18 protein-coding genes are annotated in these 17,118 nt (G+C 57.1%); 13 read left to right on the forward strand and 5 right to left on the reverse strand.

Features of this window, described 5'->3' with window-relative positions; all coding sequences use genetic code 11:
• The first annotated feature begins 55 nt into the window (after positions 1-55).
• Complete coding sequence (locus tag ACQKPC_RS03590) at positions 56-301, forward strand: DUF3079 domain-containing protein (RefSeq protein WP_217856419.1); 246 nt, start codon at positions 56-58, stop codon at positions 299-301.
• A gap of 67 nt (positions 302-368) precedes the next feature.
• Here the strand turns inward: ACQKPC_RS03590 and ACQKPC_RS03595 are convergent, their stop codons facing one another.
• From ACQKPC_RS03595 to ACQKPC_RS03605, 3 genes are all read right to left on the reverse strand, one after another.
• Positions 369-1,043, reverse strand: coding sequence for a polysaccharide lyase family 7 protein (locus ACQKPC_RS03595; RefSeq protein ID WP_427623133.1), 675 nt, complete (start codon positions 1,041-1,043; stop codon positions 369-371).
• Positions 1,044-1,524: 481 nt separating this feature from the next.
• A complete protein-coding gene (locus ACQKPC_RS03600; RefSeq protein ID WP_427623134.1) occupies positions 1,525-2,070 on the reverse strand; it encodes a hypothetical protein in 546 nt (181 codons plus the stop codon).
• A 108-nt stretch (positions 2,071-2,178) separates the two neighbouring features.
• A complete protein-coding gene (locus ACQKPC_RS03605) occupies positions 2,179-2,970 on the reverse strand; it encodes an XRE family transcriptional regulator (protein ID WP_427623135.1) in 792 nt (263 codons plus the stop codon).
• Positions 2,971-3,202: 232 nt separating this feature from the next.
• Here ACQKPC_RS03605 and ACQKPC_RS03610 point away from each other — a divergent pair, with 232 nt between their 5' ends.
• The 7 genes from ACQKPC_RS03610 (at position 3,203) to ACQKPC_RS03640 (ending at position 12,141) form a co-directional block, all read left to right on the forward strand.
• Positions 3,203-4,861: a bifunctional 3-(3-hydroxy-phenyl)propionate/3-hydroxycinnamic acid hydroxylase gene (locus ACQKPC_RS03610; RefSeq protein WP_427623136.1), complete on the forward strand. Its 1,659-nt coding sequence runs from the start codon at positions 3,203-3,205 to the stop codon at positions 4,859-4,861.
• A gap of 2 nt (positions 4,862-4,863) precedes the next feature.
• Positions 4,864-5,508 carry a TetR/AcrR family transcriptional regulator gene (locus ACQKPC_RS03615; RefSeq protein ID WP_427623137.1) on the forward strand — a complete coding sequence of 215 codons (645 nt, stop codon included), beginning with the start codon at positions 4,864-4,866 and terminating at the stop codon, positions 5,506-5,508.
• Positions 5,509-5,836: 328 nt separating this feature from the next.
• The gene (locus ACQKPC_RS03620) at positions 5,837-6,451 is read left to right on the forward strand and encodes a TetR/AcrR family transcriptional regulator (RefSeq protein ID WP_427623138.1); all 615 of its coding nucleotides are present in this window, start codon (positions 5,837-5,839) and stop codon (positions 6,449-6,451) included.
• An 83-nt stretch (positions 6,452-6,534) separates the two neighbouring features.
• The gene (locus ACQKPC_RS03625; RefSeq protein ID WP_427623139.1) at positions 6,535-7,626 is read left to right on the forward strand and encodes a VOC family protein; all 1,092 of its coding nucleotides are present in this window, start codon (positions 6,535-6,537) and stop codon (positions 7,624-7,626) included.
• Between the two features lie 175 nt (positions 7,627-7,801).
• Positions 7,802-8,758, forward strand: coding sequence for a fumarylacetoacetate hydrolase family protein (locus tag ACQKPC_RS03630; RefSeq protein ID WP_427623140.1), 957 nt, complete (start codon positions 7,802-7,804; stop codon positions 8,756-8,758).
• A complete protein-coding gene (locus ACQKPC_RS03635) occupies positions 8,758-10,659 on the forward strand; it encodes an acyl-CoA synthetase (RefSeq protein WP_427623141.1) in 1,902 nt (633 codons plus the stop codon). Before ACQKPC_RS03630 ends, ACQKPC_RS03635 begins: the two co-directional genes overlap by 1 nt.
• A 162-nt stretch (positions 10,660-10,821) precedes the next feature.
• Positions 10,822-12,141 carry an outer membrane protein transport protein gene (locus tag ACQKPC_RS03640; protein ID WP_427623142.1) on the forward strand — a complete coding sequence of 440 codons (1,320 nt, stop codon included), beginning with the start codon at positions 10,822-10,824 and terminating at the stop codon, positions 12,139-12,141.
• 82 nt (positions 12,142-12,223) lie between these two features.
• On the opposite strand, the gene ACQKPC_RS03645 is transcribed toward ACQKPC_RS03640, so the two are convergent.
• Entirely contained in the window at positions 12,224-12,934 is a 711-nt protein-coding gene (locus tag ACQKPC_RS03645; protein WP_427623143.1) for a class I SAM-dependent methyltransferase, read from the reverse strand.
• A gap of 151 nt (positions 12,935-13,085) precedes the next feature.
• On the opposite strand from ACQKPC_RS03645, the gene ACQKPC_RS03650 reads away from it, so the two are divergent.
• The 5 genes from ACQKPC_RS03650 (at position 13,086) to ACQKPC_RS03670 (ending at position 16,377) form a co-directional block, all read left to right on the forward strand.
• Entirely contained in the window at positions 13,086-13,247 is a 162-nt protein-coding gene (locus ACQKPC_RS03650; RefSeq protein ID WP_218396186.1) for a DUF2986 domain-containing protein, read from the forward strand.
• Positions 13,248-13,399: 152 nt separating this feature from the next.
• Positions 13,400-14,095, forward strand: coding sequence for a tRNA (adenine(22)-N(1))-methyltransferase (locus tag ACQKPC_RS03655; protein ID WP_063340190.1), 696 nt, complete (start codon positions 13,400-13,402; stop codon positions 14,093-14,095).
• A 154-nt stretch (positions 14,096-14,249) separates the two neighbouring features.
• Positions 14,250-14,852 carry an eCIS core domain-containing protein gene (locus tag ACQKPC_RS03660; RefSeq protein ID WP_427623144.1) on the forward strand — a complete coding sequence of 201 codons (603 nt, stop codon included), beginning with the start codon at positions 14,250-14,252 and terminating at the stop codon, positions 14,850-14,852.
• Positions 14,853-14,911: 59 nt separating this feature from the next.
• A complete protein-coding gene (locus ACQKPC_RS03665; RefSeq protein ID WP_427623145.1) occupies positions 14,912-15,262 on the forward strand; it encodes an ArsR/SmtB family transcription factor in 351 nt (116 codons plus the stop codon).
• Between the two features lie 38 nt (positions 15,263-15,300).
• Entirely contained in the window at positions 15,301-16,377 is a 1,077-nt protein-coding gene (locus ACQKPC_RS03670) for a flavin-containing monooxygenase (protein ID WP_427623146.1), read from the forward strand.
• Positions 16,378-16,417: 40 nt separating this feature from the next.
• On the opposite strand, the gene ACQKPC_RS03675 is transcribed toward ACQKPC_RS03670, so the two are convergent.
• The gene (locus ACQKPC_RS03675) at positions 16,418-17,092 is read right to left on the reverse strand and encodes a MarC family NAAT transporter (protein ID WP_427623147.1); all 675 of its coding nucleotides are present in this window, start codon (positions 17,090-17,092) and stop codon (positions 16,418-16,420) included.
• Between the last annotated feature and the right edge of the window lie 26 nt (positions 17,093-17,118).

Here is a 17,118-nt window from a genome sequence, read left to right on the forward strand (position 1 = left end):
GCATTGCGCAAGGGCTGTAGGTTGGAAAAGCGCCACTCAATGATCGGAGATCGGCATGGCCAAGAATTTCCCCGTCAACCCCAAGCACCCCGAACGGATCTGTTGGGGATGCGACCTGTATTGTCCGGCGAAGTCCCTGGCGTGCGGCAATGGTTCCGAACGGACGATGCATCCGGCGGAGATGTTTGGAGAGGATTGGCACCTGCCTGGTGACTGGGGCCTTGATGCGGTCATTACTACAGACAAGGTGGTGGATGACTTCCAGTCATTGCCCGATGATGCGCTGCACGCAAAGCGTTGATCCGTTTTTTGTAGGGGGCAGCGGTGCGTCGATCGCCGCACCGCTGCCCCCTACAGGCTGCGCGATATCAAGCGTGGGTGATGGAAAGGTCGCTGATGATGCACACCGAACCGTCTTCGGGGTCGGTGGTGTCGGAGTAGTCGATCTGGTTGTACACACCGCCGTGGAAGGCCAGCGTTTTCGTGTCCCAGGTGTTGTCGAGGCGCATGATTGCGGAGGTCGATTTGACCCCGTTACAGCTCGCCGAAACGGAGACCGCGCCGCTCGAATTGGCGTGAATGTTGATTTTGAACAGTGCCCCGAGCGGCACGTCTTCCAGAACCGTCGTGTTCACCGGGTCTTCTTGAAGATAACTCGACCGGAACCCCATGGTGATTCGACCTTTGTTCCAAAACACTTTCACCGGTGGTCGCTCTGAACCCTGCACATGAATCTGGCCGATCACGACCTTCTGCAGCGAGTTGACCTTCGTCAGGCGCATTTCTTGTCGATTCCAGTGGTCAGCAGCGCTGGCGAACAGCCAATAACCCGGCTCTTTCCACTCGCAGCGAGTCCGGTGCGTGCTTTTGCTCGAAGCGCCGAGCGTCGGCGCCGTCATTTGCAGCGAACCATCTGGAAGCATCGAAATGACTTCCGGGCATTCAAGCAGTGCCCGCCAGCCGATGAGCTCAAGTGCGATGGGGTTGGTCTCGGAGATCGGAAGCGGTGTAGCGATTGTGTAGTTGCTGATATCTACGGTCATGGTCATTTTCCTTAATTCATGTTGATGTCACCTTTTGCTCCGTTGAGCCTTTCGTTTGATGTAGGCCTACATCCCACTGCCCACTCAGTGAATGGGCAGAAGTGATGCTTTCGTTGTTGCTCGCGTTCCGGGTCATGTATCCGTTCGGTCAGCGCCTCGTCCGCCGTCGCAGATCTAAAGAGCGGTGCGACTTTCGATCCTTGAAAATAAAAGTAGCAGTGCTTATATTTAATGTAAATAGCACTGCTAATAATATTTTGGTTGGGCGTAGAAACACCTGCGCTAGGCGCAATGCTGGTCACTTAAGAGAGTCTTGAGTCAGTGAGAAACCTGTGGCGAGGGAGGCATGCTCGCGCTTGAGTGCGCAGCACTCACAAAATCCGGTGATTGTTATCGGATTTTTGGGGCCGCTACGCAGCCCAGCGTCGGAACGCAGCCCGGAGCAAGCTCGCTCGCCACAAAGGTAGGCTTAACTGTCGGGTTACTTCGCCTTGGCGTTTTTAATGTCGCTTATGATTTGCTGCGCAATAGCTTCAACCTGCTCTTTGGTCATGGCTGACATGACACCCTCCCACGCAGACGATGACGTGTCATAGGTCCGGGTGCCAATCAGACGCCCAGACTTCAAGTCTGAATAATCTGCGCTTGAGTTCACCCAGGCGTTACCGACCATCACGCCCGCGCCGTAGCGCGCACCGGGCGTCAGGTATCGAAAGTTGGTCACGTTGATCTTGATGTCCACACCGTCTTTGTCAGAGGGGCTTGATGCCTGAGTCTCAGTAAGGCTGTAGCCCGCTCGAGTAGCTTCGTTTTGCAGGGCCGCATTCCATTCTTGCTTTAAGCGAGGCCAGTCTTCGTTCTGCTGAACCTTGCTATTCCCTTGGAAGTTAACGACCAGGTTTTGCTTGGCTGATTCCTGGATTGCCAGCGTTTCAGTGCCGCCACTTTTTACGGAAGCTGCACAGCCGCTCAGCAGCGAGATGGCAATGGCGCATGACAGGGAGAACAAAAGCTTAGGGTTTTTCATTGAATTTCCGTATCCATAAAGAGTGGGTTGCCTTCATAAAACTGCTGACCGTCGCCAGTCCGGGCACATCATTGCGTATACATCGCCCACCGGGCATGTGAACGTCAATCAGCGGGCAAACATTCCCCACCAGAACACGTGGCCCAGGATCACGATTTGCTGTTCCTGGATTTCTGCAAAGGTGTAGTCCTCATCCGGATGCTCGTCGCGATTGAAGCTGCGCAGGCGGATGCCCGTCGGCAGGCGGTAAACCTGCTTCACCCGTAGCTGACCGTTGTGGTTGATGGCGTACATGTCGCCGTCAACGATATCGCCCAGTGAGCTCTTGCCGACGTTGATGCCCACGGTTGCGCCGTCACGCAGCACTGGCAGCATGCTGTTGCCGCTGACAACCACGCACTTCGCGTTGCTGAACTGAACGCTGTTATGGCGAAGGTCCTTCTTGAAAAAGCGCAGCCGGGCAGTGTCGCTCTCCTCAATCACGAAACGGCCTGATCCGGCCGCCAGTTCCACTTCACGGAGGAAGGGAACGTAGACCTCATCGTCATCCAGGGGAGTGTCGTCATCCCAAGGCTGGATGTCCGACATCAATACGCTTGGCTGGATGCGCTCGGAAGACTGGACGCTTGCAACCGTCGACATCAGGCGTGGGCTCACTTCGCTGGCATCGAAGCGCAAGGCTTTTGCCAGTTTCAGGAGTGCCTCGACGTTCAGTGGAACCTTGCCGGTTGCGTACTGACTGAAGGCGCTTTGGCCAGACCATCCGCAGACCTCGGCCACATCCGCTTGAGTGAGATTTGATCCAGCCGCTTTGGCGGCAGACTTTCGCTGGTCGTAAATAGCCTTGAGCCTTGTGCTCTCGGCGATTTCTTCAGGGGTAAGTGGGCGGCGTGTTTTCATGGCGACAAGAGTATTAGCAGAACTGATATTTCTGCAAGTAGCGCTGCTAGTAGTTTCTAGCTCACGAAAGTAATTCTGCTGTGATGCATGGGGGGTGTCTGGGCGGTAATGATCTCGTCATGGTTATGACGAAAATTTCAATATTGAAATATGTCTCAATTTTACATACCTTGACCTTGCCTGACGATGAGACCGGCGCGTCTCACGACTTCAATCACAACAAGGGCTCGAGATGAACAACAACAAAAAAGCTTCGCAACTGCCTCCCGCCGCCGTCGATGTGCTGGTCGTCGGTAACGGCCCGGTAGGGGCGACAATCGCGGCGCTGCTCGGCCGCTATGGAGTAAAGACACTGGTATTGGACAAGACCCATGAGGTCCTGCTAATGCCTCGTGCCATTGCTCTGGACAACGAGGCGCTTCGCATCCTGCAACTCGCCGGATTGTCGGAAGATGCTTTCGAGAAGATCGTTATCCCTGAAGTGAAGATGCACTCCCCGGTCCTCGGGCAATTCAGTCGGGCCAACACCGCCGGGTGCATCGACGGCCACCCCAAACTGGTGACGTTCTATCAACCCGACCTCGAACACGCGATGCGTAAACAGGTCTGCGGGCTGAAGTCAGTGACCAGCCTGGGTGGCTTCGAGCTCGAGAATCTGGTCGAGGAATCGGATTGTGTCGTCGCCTCCGTGCGGGATCAGGACGGCCATCTGCATTTCATTCGTGCCCGATACCTGGTCGGTGCGGATGGTGCCAGCTCCAGGGTCAGGGCCTTGATCGGCCAGGAATTCGAAGGACAAACCTATGCAGAGGATTGGCTGATTGTCGATGTAAAAAACCGGCATAAGTCCGCCATTGATCACGTTGAGTTTCTCTGTGATCCAAAGCGCCCAACGCCGCACATGCCCGCTCCCGGCGGAAGGGAGCGTTGGGAGTTCATGCTGCACCCAGGCGAATCCCGGGAAGAGCTGGAAAGCCCGGAAAGCATCGCCCGGCTGATTGCGCCATGGATCAATCCGCAGGAGCTGGAAATCGAGCGCAAGGCCGTGTATCGATTCCACGCACGTTGCTGCAACAGATTCAGCAAGGGGCGAACTTTTCTTGTCGGGGATGCAGCCCACATTACTCCCCCCTTTGTTGGGCAAGGTCTCGTAGCGGGGCTTCGAGATGGCGCCAACCTCGCCTGGAAACTGGCCTGGGTCCTTCACGGCCAAGCCGCGCCTTCAGTACTCGATACCTATGACGTAGAGCGCCGCCCCCATGCCCAGGCGATGATCAATCTGGCAAAACTCATGGGCCGTCTGGTGATGCCAAGAAACAAGGTCGCCGCTTTCTTCATCCACGGAATGATGCGCGCGCTGGCGTTGACTCCCGCTTCCAGAAAGTACTTCGAACAACTGGACATCAAACCGAAGAACATCTTCAAAAACGGTCTGTTCATGCGTCATCGTCGTGGCGACAAACTGGTGCGTGGCAGCCTGTTTCCCCAGGCCTGGGTTCGCAACACGCAACAGCAGATCCAGCTGAGCGACGATGCGCTTGGACACAACCTGACCCTGGTCGGATTCGGTGTCGACCCGTTGGCACTGCTGAGCGCCACCGAGGTCTTTTCCTGGACAAGGATGGGAGGTCACTTCTTGCAGATAGGGTCCTGCGGTCAGCGCTCCGACAGCGCTTGCGACTTCATCGAAGACTTGAACCATGACATCCTGCCGCTGGCTGCCAAAGGCACGCTCGTCGCGATCCGCCCCGACGGTATCATCATGCACCACGCTCCCGGCGCGGAGGCAGGCAGCCTGGTTCGAGACTGCCTGATCCTGATGGGTAGCGCCGATTCCACGGCCGACAGCGTTTCCATTACCATCAACGAGCCTCCTCGATTAAGAGCGTGAAGATGCCTTCCCCCATTTTTCCTTCAGAAGCAACTGAGCAAGAGCCTCTCACTCGAGGCCACAAGAAGCGGGAACGCACCCGTCGCGGCCTGGTGGAAGCGGCGTTGCGTCTGGTCGCACGCAAGGAAGTGGGGGAGATTGCACTGCTCGATGTCGCCGCGGAGGCCGCGGTTTCCAACGGAACCATCTACAACTATTTTCGAACGCGTGACGAAGTCCTCGAGGCGGTTGGCATCGCCATGGCGAGCGAGTTCTCCGATGCCATTTCCGCCCTGAGCTCGGACGTACACTGCGGTGCACAGCGGCTTTCGATAGGCGTGCGCATGTTCATCTGCCGGGCCGCGTACGACCATCAATGGGCTAACGCACTGCTGCGCATCATCCATTCCGATCAGACCATGCGCTCGCGCTTGGCCGCCCATGTGCTGGGCGACTTGCGTGAAGGGCTGCGCGCGGGGACTTTCGCTTATGAAGACGAAGGGATCGCCCTGGACATGGTCGTATCGTGCACAACCGGAGCCATGCGTTCGGTTGTCGAAGGGCGTGTGGTGGCGGAGCACGATCTGCGGGTTGCCGAGATGATTCTCAAGGCGCTGGGCGTAACACCTGCCAGAGCCAAGAAAATCGCTGGTAAGCCGCTACCCTGATGTCATCCTCGACCCGCTAGGCCTCAATGCCGATAAGAAGGACTTTCTGGCTTCGTGCATTCCCCGTAGCAGCTGCCGAAGGCTGCGTTCGATCGTGCGCGATCGCAAAATCAGGCGCTGTGGTGTTACGGCTTGACCTGAACATGCGTGTTCATTTGTGTCGATTCTGAAGGGCCTTCATTGACTTTGATGTCGCTCGCGATGCCCAGAATTTATAAGGCGCATAACGGTTTTTATCGAAGGAAAGCTTTTTAATCAAAAAACGTTGTTGACTGCGAATGAACACGCGTGTTCAATTGGGCCATAAGGTAATCCTGGAGAGAGAACCGTGGAATCCCTGAATCCAACACAGCGCCGTATTCATCAAGCCGCCTTTCGCCTGTTCGCTGAAAGAGGCACCACACAAGTGAACATTCTTGACCTCGCACAAGAGGCAGGCGTGGCGCGCGGAACGGTCTATAGCAACATCGACAACATGGAAAGCCTGTTCGAGGCAGTCGCCAGCCATCTCGCCAAGGAGATGCATGAGCGCGTCAACAAGAGCTTCAATTCCCTTTCTGATCCGGCTCAGCGCCTTGCCAATGGCATTCGATTGTTCATTCGTCGAGCGCACGAAGACTCTCAATGGGGGGCGTTCATCCATAAATTCGCCATGAGCAATGCTTCGTTGCGCGAAATGTTCAGCAGCCAAGCGACGACCGATCTTCTGGGCGGACTGTCCAGTGGGCGGTACACGTTTGAAAAGGGGCAATTGCTCTCGGTACTGACGCTGATATCGAGCAGTGTCCTGGGCTCGATTTTCCTGGTGCTGGAAGGCCACAGAACCTGGCGCGAATCGGGCTCTGACACGGCCGAGCTGGTGCTGCGGGCATTGGGCGTACCGCCCGAAGAGGCTAGAGCGCTGGCGACCACCGAGTTGCCAGCACTGCCTTCCCTCGACTGATTCATTAACCGAGTCAACCAGACATCCCTGGATTTTCAGGGGTGCGGGGACGGCTTTACCCTGAAAACCGGAAAACAAGAACAATGACCCACAAAAATGAAATGCCCCGGTTAGCGACACCACAACCTGCCCGGCATCCGCAACCGACGGTGAAGGCCCAGGATCTGACCCACCTGATCTTTCAACGGCCGGACTTGAACGAGGCGGCGCGGTTCCTGACCGACTTCGGCCTGTCGGTAAGTCAGCAGGACGCCGATACGCTTTACCTGCGCGCCACCGTCCCCACTGCATATTGTTACCGTGTCCATCGTGCAGAACATGCACGTTTTGTCGGGTTCGGACTGGCCGTCCAGTCGCTCAAGGATCTGGAGAAACTGACGCGCATCCCAGGCGCGTCATTGGTAGAAAAATCAGAACATCCTGGTGGTGGGTATTGCGTCAAACTCACCGATCCTTCCGGCTTCATCGTGGAAGCTGTTTGCGACCAGACGGCAGGTGTAACGCTGGGACACAGAGCTCCTCTTTCCTGGAATCTGGCGCAGGAGCAACCGCGAATCAACGCCACGCAGCGCCCGCCGATCGCTCCGGCTGAAGTCCTCAAGCTGGGCCACATCGTCATCGAAGTGGCCGACTACCAGGCGACCTGTGCCTGGTATGCGAAGCATTTCGGGTTGATTCCCAGCGATGTGCAGGTACTCCCCGATGGCACACCTATTGTCACCTTTATGCGCCTTGACCTTGGTGACACTCCTGCGGATCACCATACGCTCGCGATAGCGCAAGGGTTCATGGCGACCTATAGCCATAGCGCCTATGAGGTCGTCGATGCAGACGCTGTGGGCATGGGGCAGCGCGTCCTGCGCGAGCGCGGTTGGGTGCACTCATGGGGCATCGGCCGACACATTCTGGGCAGTCAGATCTTCGATTACTGGCAAGACCCTTGGGGCGATAAGCACGAGCATTACTGCGACGGGGATATTTTCACGGCTGCACAGCCTACGGGCATTCATCCCGTGAGCCCCGAGGCAATGGCGCAGTGGGGGCAGCGCATGCCCAAGCGTTTTACAAAACCGAAGATGAGCCTGGCCAATCTGCGCGCGCTGTTGCGCAACCTGCGACGCAGTCCGGACTTGAGCATTCGCAAGTTGATAACACTCATGCGGATGTTCGGGTAGAGCTGCCGCCATGTCAGGCAATGCAACCAGGTATGGCCGTCGGGATGTGCTCAAAGCCGGCGCCTTGATCGCCGGCGGCTCGTTGGTCTACAGCGTTGCCAGCCCCCTCTCAGAACAACACCACAGTTCTCGCGCCGCCGAGCGCGGGACAAACGCCGCTCCAGGAGTACCTTCAATGTCTGCTGTACACGTAGTCCGCTTCGAATTTCAGAACGGTATCCACTGGGGCGTGCTGCGCCAGGGCCGTATCACGGTGGTGCCCGGTGCTTTTGAAACCACCGGTGATTTCATTAGCCAGAACAGTATCGGCGACCTCGCTCAATTGAAAGGTACGGAGCTTGCGGAGGGCGAAGTGAAACTGCTGTCGCCGGTGACCCGTAACCAGCAGTTCGTCTGCCAGGGCGCCAATTACCGTCAGCACATGATCGAGTCGGGCATGGACCCGGATGCGAAGAAATTCAACATGATCTTCACCAAGGCGACGAGTTGCCTGGTGGCGGCTGACAGCGACCTGATCAAGCCGCGCACCGTGCGCTTCCTCGACTACGAGATCGAACTGGGGCTGGTGATGAAACGCTCGATCAACGGCGCTGTTGCTGTCACCGACGCCAATCTGCATGAGTTCATCGCAGGCGTTGTCATCGTCAACGACTACTCGGCTCGTGACATTCAGATTCCTCAGATGCAGTTCTATAAGGGCAAGAGCTTTCGTACTTTCGGTCCGGTCGGCCCGTACCTCTGCCTTCTGGATGCCACGAACATTCGTTACCTGAAAGAGCTGCAACTGCGCCTGACGGTCAACGACCAGGTGCGACAGAACGACAGCACGGCCAACCTGGTTTACGGCCCCGCTGAAACCCTGACTGAACTCTCTGCCTTGCAGGATCTCGCCGCTGGAGACCTGATCGCCACCGGTACGCCTGCTGGCTGTGCGCTCACGGTACCTTCGCCTGGCAAACAGCGTATTGCAGCCCTGATGCCAGAAGCCACCAAATGGAAGCTTTTCCTCAAGGCGCAGGAAGGTCGGACGCAATATCTCAAGCCAGGTGACGTGGTTGAGGCGCGCATTCGCAGCGCCGATGGTGTGATCGACCTCGGCGTGCAACGCAACCGAGTCGTGGAGGAAGCCTGATGGTTGTGCAGACGCTGAGTGACATCGAAAGCCTCGAACAAGTCCCCCTGTCGGAACGTGGCCTGGCATCCAGCACTTATGAAGCGCTGCGACAGGCAGCCCGGTGCTCCCCCCAGGCACCGGCGCTTAGCTTCTTCGCCGATGCCGCCGATTTCAAGCGCACCTACAAATGGAACTACTCCCAGCTCTTCGCCGATATCACCCGCGCGGCGAATGCCTTCGATGACCTGGGTATAAAGCCGGGCGAGGTGCTTGCCTTTATCTTGCCCAATCTGCCGGAAACCCATTTCACGATATGGGGCGGGGAGGCGGCAGGCATCGTCATGGCGATTAATCCTCTGCTCGAGGCCAAGCAGATAGCTGGCTTGCTGGATGCTGCGAAGGCATCCGTGGTGGTGACGCTCGCGCCGACGGCGGGCAGCGATCTGTGGCCCAAACTGGCTTCGCAACTGGATCAGTTACCCTCGGTCAGGTCTGTCGTGTGGGTCAGCATGGAGCCCTATGTCGCCGAACCCGTGCGTGGGGCCCTGAAAGCAGCGGCGCTGAAGGAACGAGACTTACACCGAGATATTGCGATCCACGATTGGCAATCGCTGATGAGTACTCAGCCGCACACACACCTGAAGAGCGGTCGGCAAATCCGCCAGGATGAGTGCTCCTCCTACATCTGTACGGGCGGCACCACCGGGCTCCCCAAGATCGCCGCGCGTAGCCATGGCTCTGAAGTGTTCAATGCATGGGCCGTAGCCGCTCATTTGCAGCCACGCAGTGGTGGCCAGGTCATCTTTTGTGGCCTGCCGCTGTTTCATGTCAATGGACAACTGGTGACGGGGCTGGTGCCTTGGACTCAGGGCGACCATGTGATCCTCGGCACGCCTCATGGCTATCGTGGCGAGGGGGTGATCCCGCGATTCTGGGAGATGGTCGAGCACTTCGGTATCAACCTCTTTTCCGGCGTGCCAACTGTCTATGCCGCACTTCTGCAAAATGAATGGCAGGGCTGCGACCTGTCCAGTCTTCGCTATGCAATGTGTGGCGCCGCACCCATGCCGGCTGAGCTTTTCCGGGAGTTCGAGCGCCGGACCGGGCTAAAGATCCTTGAAGGTTACGGTCTGACGGAGGGCACCTGCGTTTCCTCAATCAATCCGCCCCATGGCGAGCGCCGTATCGGCTCCATCGGGATACGGATCGCCTACCAGAATATGCGCGCGGTCGTGCTCGATGATTCTGGAGAGTATCTGCGCGACGCCAACGTGGATGAGATCGGCCTCATCACGATCAGTGGCCCGAATGTCTTCGATGGCTACCTGGAGGCGCGTCATAACCAGGGCCTTTGGATCGATATCGACGGTCAGCGCTGGCTGAATACCGGCGATTTGGGTCGTGAGGATGCACAGGGGTACTTCTGGCTGACCGGACGCAAGAAGGAGTTGATCATTCGCGGCGGCCACAACATCGATCCCAAGCAAATCGAGGAGGCTCTGCAGGCGCATCCCGCCGTCGCCTTGGCCGCTGCAATCGGTAGCCCCAATGCCTACTCGGGCGAGGTGCCAGTCGCCTACGTTCAACTGCGCCCCGGTCAAGTTTGCAATGCCGAAGAGCTTGAGGCATTCGCTCATCTCAATATCAGCGAGCGGGCAGCAGTCCCCAAGCGCATTGAAATTCTCGAGGCGTTGCCACTGACTGCCGTGGGCAAGATATTCAAGCCCGCCTTGCAACAGCGGGAGATTGCCAAAGTAGTCCAGGAAGAAGTGGAACGCCTGGGGCTTTCGAATATTGCTGTTGAGGTCGTGCAGGACAATCGCCGTGGGCATGTCGCCTGCATCCGGGCCGGAACTGCCCAAGAAGTCCTGGCTCCGCTTTTGGGGCGTTATAGCTTTCAAACCGAGTGGCTTAATTGAGTCTCTGATTCGCATCTGTAATCGCGGCAGTCGTGCCCTGGTGTTGTTCAGTCAGGGCCTTTTACACAACTTCGATCAATTCCAACCGGCACTGAAAAGTGCACAGGAAGGCGAAGCCTTGCCTGCGTGCAATCAATAAAAACAATAAACAAGAGGTGGACAATGAAACTGAATAGCCGTGTGATCCCGTGTCTCTCTGCTCAGCGAAAGTATGCTGTCTGGATTAAGGTCACCAGTGCCATGGCCCTGCTCAGCGCCTCTTCTATTGCAGGTGCCAATGGCATTGCTCTAAACGAACAAAGTGCAAGCAGTGCGGGAACTGCTTATGCGGGAAGGTCGTCTTCCGCGCTGGACGCCAGCACCCTCTATGGAAATCCTGCTGGCCTGACCAAGTTGAAGCGCAGTGAGATTTCCGGCGGCGCCGCGATCGTTTCGGTGAGCGACGACATCAGTGATGCGCAGAGTAGTGCCGAAGGAACGAACAAGGGGGACTCGGTGCCTTTGGGCGTCGTGCCCTTCGCCTATATGTCGACACCGCTTGATGAGCGTCTTTCGGTGGGGCTGGGCCTCTATGCCCCGAGTGGTCTGATCAATGATTATGAGGGCTCTTTTCAGGGGCGCTACCATGGCTCCTACAGCACGACCAAGGAGATAACCCTGCAGCCTACCGTTGCCTATCGGATCAATGATTACGTGTCTATTGGGGGTGGACCGACCCTGAACCGTTTCAATGCAAAGCTTCAGAATTACATGGCAACTGGCGCCCTGAACAACGGCCAGGACACACTGGTTACCATCAAAGGCGATGACACGGCGATTGGCTACAACGTCGGACTCTTGGTCGACTTTAATGAGGCAACCCGTTGGGGGGTTACCTATCACTCGAAGGTGAACTATCAGCTCAAAGGGCAAACTGAGGTTTCCGGCTCCCCGAGCGTTATCCCGCTGGACGGAAAGTATGACACCAAGATAGATCTTACGATGCCCGAATCAGTGGATACGTCCATCACCCATCGATTCAATAGTCGCTGGACCGGATACCTGGGGACCACCTGGACACGCTGGAGCCGGATTCAGAAGATCGAAGCAATCAACAGCGGTGTTTCCGCCATGGGCCAGGCTGCTGGCCTGGGGCGTGTGGCCGAAGAGATGAACTGGCATGACACCTGGTCCACCGCGGTTGGCGCATCTTATCAATTGAACCCGCAATGGCTGATACGCGCAGGCTATGCCTATGATCAGACGCCCGTTGGGAATGCCGACCGCAGTGTGCGCGTTCCGGTCGGGAATCGCCAGGCCGTGACCTTGGGCGGCGCTTATTCGCCGACTGCCGATCTGACGTTAGACTTTGCGTATGGCTATCTCTGGGATTCAAAAGCCTCAGTACAGCATTCGAACAACTCCGGACTTCAACCGGAATACAGTGCCAACTACAAAAATAGTGCGAATGGAATTTCAGTGCAGGCAACCTATCGGTACTGATCGACACGACTCCATTTTTGCAAGTCTTGCACCTTTAATCGAAAAGCAACTATCCCGACGGGGCGTGATGCAGTTCTGCCTGTCAGTCAGTACCCATTGCCGCGACTACTTTTGCGACAGTGAGTGGGTTTTGCTCTGCCACCAGCAGCAACGACTGCGGCACAGGGCTTTGCGGGTGCTGCGGCTCCTGCAGGCCGGCCAGCCGAAAACCGGCCATGTCCAGAGCATTGAGCCAACTGGACAGCGTTCGGAAGTACCACGGCATGGGTTGCCACTGCCCCTTGAACCCAGCGAAGGTCTCCTCACGCCAACCATCTTGATAGCCGCCCGCCGCCGCGGTCCACGGATGCAGCGTCTGGATCACCAGCGTGCCACCAGGGACGAGCAGGGCGTTCATGGCCGTGAGCAGGGGAATGATGTCCTGGTGCAACAGGGCGAAGTTGGCGCAGATCAGGTCGTAGTTGCTGCCAATGTCTACCTTCGCCTCCACCAACTCTTCATAGCTCGCCAAATGCACCCGCGAAGAGCCCGCCGCCCGCGCCGCCTCGACCAGCGCTGCATCGCCATCCACACCAACCGCCTGGATGGCGTGGTCAGCCAGGGCACGCAACAGCCAGCCCTCGCCGCAGCCCAGGTCGAGCACGTGCTCGGGTTGGCGGCCGAGTACCGCCAGCAGGATGGCCTGGTCGGTGACTTTCAGGCGACTTTCGATGGTGCCGGTACGGATGGCCTCGATCCAGGATTGGGCGTTGTGGTGCCAGCTCTGGAGGAGGGTGGATTCGGGGGCGGGCATTTCGATGTCCGGAGTCATGGGTTAGATGGAAGGATAGGACAAGTGCTGGCAGGTCGCAGAAGCGTTGTCGCGAACCATGGAGGCCATCAACCATTGTCCCGTTACCCGAACCTCTGCCATCATTCAAGAACTCACACGCCGAGCAGGACATATGAACCGTCGTAAAAAAATAAAGCAGTTATTAAAGGCTCACGCAAAAAAGGCCAGCGCCAAATTGGCACCGCCCAGTAAGTCTAAATACATCAGTAAAGCTGACCGATTGAAACTGGCTGCTGAACCCAGTCTGGACTCGATCATTTCCCCTGAGAGCTGATCCAGGTATTTTTTTGGGTCGATACGTGTGCGGCAGGTCGGGGCGAGCCATGGCCCTGGTCGCATAAATTTGAAATGCATGGCGTGACTCGACAGAATCGCGCCCCGATCCGGCCAAAGGTTTCGGACGTTCGTGGTGAAAAGGGGCTGCTGTTGAACGAACACACATTGTCCATGCGCCTGGAACGCGTCGCGGCGCATGTACCAGCAGATGCGCGCCTGGCCGATATCGGCTCGGATCACGGCTATCTGCCGGTGGCGTTGATGCGCCGTGGCGCCATCGCGGCGGCGGTGGCTGGCGAGGTGGCATTGACGCCGTTGCGCTCGGCCGAACGCACTGTGCGCGAGAACGGCCTGGACCAGTGGATCACCGTGCGCCTGGCCAATGGCCTGGCGGCGATCGAGCCAGAAGACGGGATCACGGCGATCAGCATCTGTGGCATGGGCGGCGAGACGATCCGCGACATCCTCGACAACGGCAAGGCGCGCCTGAGCGGCCGTGAGCGACTGATCCTGCAGCCCAACGGTGGCGAGCAGCCATTGCGCCAATGGCTGATGGAGAATGGCTACCGTATCCTCTGCGAGGAAGTGCTGCGGGAAAACCGCTTCTACTACGAGATCATCGTCGCCGAGCGCGTCGGGCCGGTGCTGTATACCGCCGAGGAGTTGTACTTCGGCCCACTGCAGATGCAGGCACGCAGCCCGGCGTTCCTGATCAAGTGGCAGCGCATTCTGCGCCACAAGCAACAGACGCTGACCAGCTTCGCCCGGGCTCGGCAGGTCGTGCCCGAGGAAAAGGTGCAAGACATCGCCCGGCAAGCCCGGTGGATCACCGAGCTGCTGGCTTGAACACGCTCCAGCGGCTGTACGAAAAGTCACCGAGCGAGGGATTGGTCATCCCTGCAATTATCTTGGGAGCGCCTGGTTCGGGACTACGCTAAAGCTATGCTGATCCTCGATCAATTGTGACCTGTTCGCGCTGCGTCCGTCCCTGGAGCGCCCAATGCCACCCATCACCGCGCGCCTGGTGACGCTGTTTGTGCTTTGCCTGACGTTTGAAGTGCCAGCCCAGACCAACGCTTGCCCAGCTGGCGAAAAAGAAGTGTGCCTGAACGGCTGCATCTGCCTGCCAGACCTGGAGCCGATGCTCGGCTCCCTGCCTGATGACGTCCACCAGATCGCGGCACCTGCCCTGGCGCTATGGCTGACCCAAGCCCGCGCTGATGCAGCCAGCGCCGGCATCCAACCCATTCCTGCGCACATCCGCGAGCAACTGCTGCGCTGGTACGACCCCAGCGTCCTCGATGCCGCGCACTACAAAGTTAGCGACAACGGCCAATTCAACGCCGCGACTGCCATGCTGCAAAACCCCGATGTCGGAGCCGTGACGCTGATCGACATCATCCTCTTCCGGGACGCTCAAACCGCAGAACAGAACATCGCGCTCTGGGCTCACGAGTTAAAGCATGTGCAGCAGTATCAGGAGTGGGGGGTAGAAGGATTTGCCCAGCGCTATACACAGGATTTCAATGCTGTAGAGGCGCCGGCTTATGCCATACAGGCTGAGGTCAGGCGGTCGTTGCGCGAAGGGCTTATTGAAAAATAGCGATGCACACTTATTCGGCGAATTGACGTGTGCATGAATATGCACATATAGTCATCCGCATGACGAACCGAATTTCCATACGTTCCCGGGCAATTGATGCCGCAATCGACTCTCTCGATGGAGCTTTCTTCAAAGCTCTGTGCGAGCCGTCGCGGGTAGCTGTACTCAAGCGAGTCATGCAATTGGGGCGTGCGGATATCGCCGAGATTGCCGAGGGGTTGCCTCAAGAGCGTTCTGTGGTATCTCGCCATCTGCAAGTGCTCTCCGAGGCGGGCATCGTCCGTGCTACCAAGGTCAGCCGGCAGATGTTTTACGAGGTGGATGGAGCGGCGGTGGTGACACGGCTCGAAGGCATTCTCCAACACATGAAGAGTCTGGCCCCGTTCTGCTGCCCTGGTGCGCCAGCGTAGTTTTTTTATTATCTGTATATATGCATGAGTGCGCATACATGAATGTAAAAACTGGGCCCATGGACGTCATCGTTATCGGTGCGGGCCAAGCCGGGCTCGCGTGTGGTTGGCATCTGCGGCAGCAGAACCTCAGGTTTCTCATTCTGGATGCCGAGAGCCAGCCAGGTGGAAACTGGCGCAACTACTACGACAGCCTGAGACTTTTTTCCCCTGCTGCTTACTCATCGTTACCTGGGATGCCCTTTCCAGCTGACGCCAGGCATTATCCGCTACGCGATGAAGTCGTACGTTATTTGGAGCAGTACGCGGACGCTTTCCAGCTACCCATTCGGCAGAACATACGAGTCCAGAAAGTGCGCAGGAAGCACGGACTATTTTTGCTTCAGGCATCGGATGGTCAGTGTTTCTGCTCCAAAGCATTGATCGTTTGCACCGGAGGATTCAATCAGCCGTTCATCCCCAACATTCAGGGGCTGGAAAGTTTTCGCGGGCAACGTTTACACAGTGCTGATTACCGAAATGTCGACGGCTTCAGTGATCAACGAGTAGTGGTCATAGGAGCGGCCAACTCAGCGGTACAAATTGCCCATGAGTTGGCTCAAGTCAGCAGCGTCGTATTGGCGACAAGGGAGTCGATCCGGTTATTTCCGCAAAAGATCCTCGGTGTGGATTTTCATGCTTGGCTCAAGTGGACAGGGATAGAGAAGACTCGTTGGCTGAATGATCAAAGTACTCCTGTACTGGATGATGGCGCCTATCGTCGAGCCATGAAGCAGGGTCTTTTTGAGCGCAGGCCGATGTTCACGCAGGTAACGTCAACGGGCGTGCTCTGGGCCGATGGCCAACATGCTGAAGTGGACAGTTTGATTTTCGCGACCGGATTTCGTCCAAACCTTGGTTTTTTGGCAGGTCTGCACAGGGAGGCCAACGGAAACCTTGCTCAGCGCAATGGGCAGGCGGAGCACGTACCGGGTTTGTATTTTGTGGGATTGCCGAAACAGCGCAACTTTGCTTCGGCCACCCTCAGAGGCGTTGGGCCAGATGCTTCTCACATCATTCCCAGCTTGATGCGTTTCATTCACGATGCATCGTCGATGGATTCTTGGTACCGCTGACTTTCAAACGTTTTGTAGAGCAAGGCCCCGCTCTTCGAAATTACTGAGGGCGGAGCAGGTGAGCATTACTGTCGATGATGGTTTGGACTATTTCCACCGAGCCATTAATGGCGAATTGCGCGCCCATGCATACCAGAAGGAAACCCATCAGCCGTGATATGGCATCAATGCCTGACTGTCCCATTATTCTCATGATTATTCCTGAGCCAAGCAGGCATACCCAAAGGATAAGAGCGGTAAACAGGAAGATTAACGGAGGGGCTGTTAATAAGACCCAGGCAGGAAATAACGTACTGTGTTTGATAGTGGCGGCGGAGCTTATGATCATCGCAATGGTGCCAGGTCCGGCCGTACTGGGCATGGCCAGCGGGATGAAGGCAAAGTTCGGTTGTTCGGTTGCGCCATTGCTGGAAGCAGAGTGTTGAAGAGGCGGCGGAAACAGCATCTTCAAGCCCATGATGATGAGAATTCCGCCACCGGCCATACGCAAGCCCGGTATGGAGATGCTAAATGCATCCATAACAAACGCGCCTACATAGTAAGTGAACGTCATGATCAGAAAGACATAGAATGACGTCAGAAAAGCCTGTGACTTTTTTTCCTTGTGGCTCAGCCCCTTACTCAAGGCGAGAAACAGCGCAACTGTGGTGGGAGGGTTAGTCAACGGCAGCAGCGCCAGTAACCCAAGTCCGATTGCATTGAACAGATCTGTCATGTCGAACTCAAGTCCTGTTGTTCGAG

Origin of the sequence: Pseudomonas sp. NPDC089918 (assembly GCF_050280605.1) — a bacterium.
In the GTDB taxonomy this organism is placed as follows: Bacteria; Pseudomonadota; Gammaproteobacteria; order Pseudomonadales; family Pseudomonadaceae; genus Aquipseudomonas.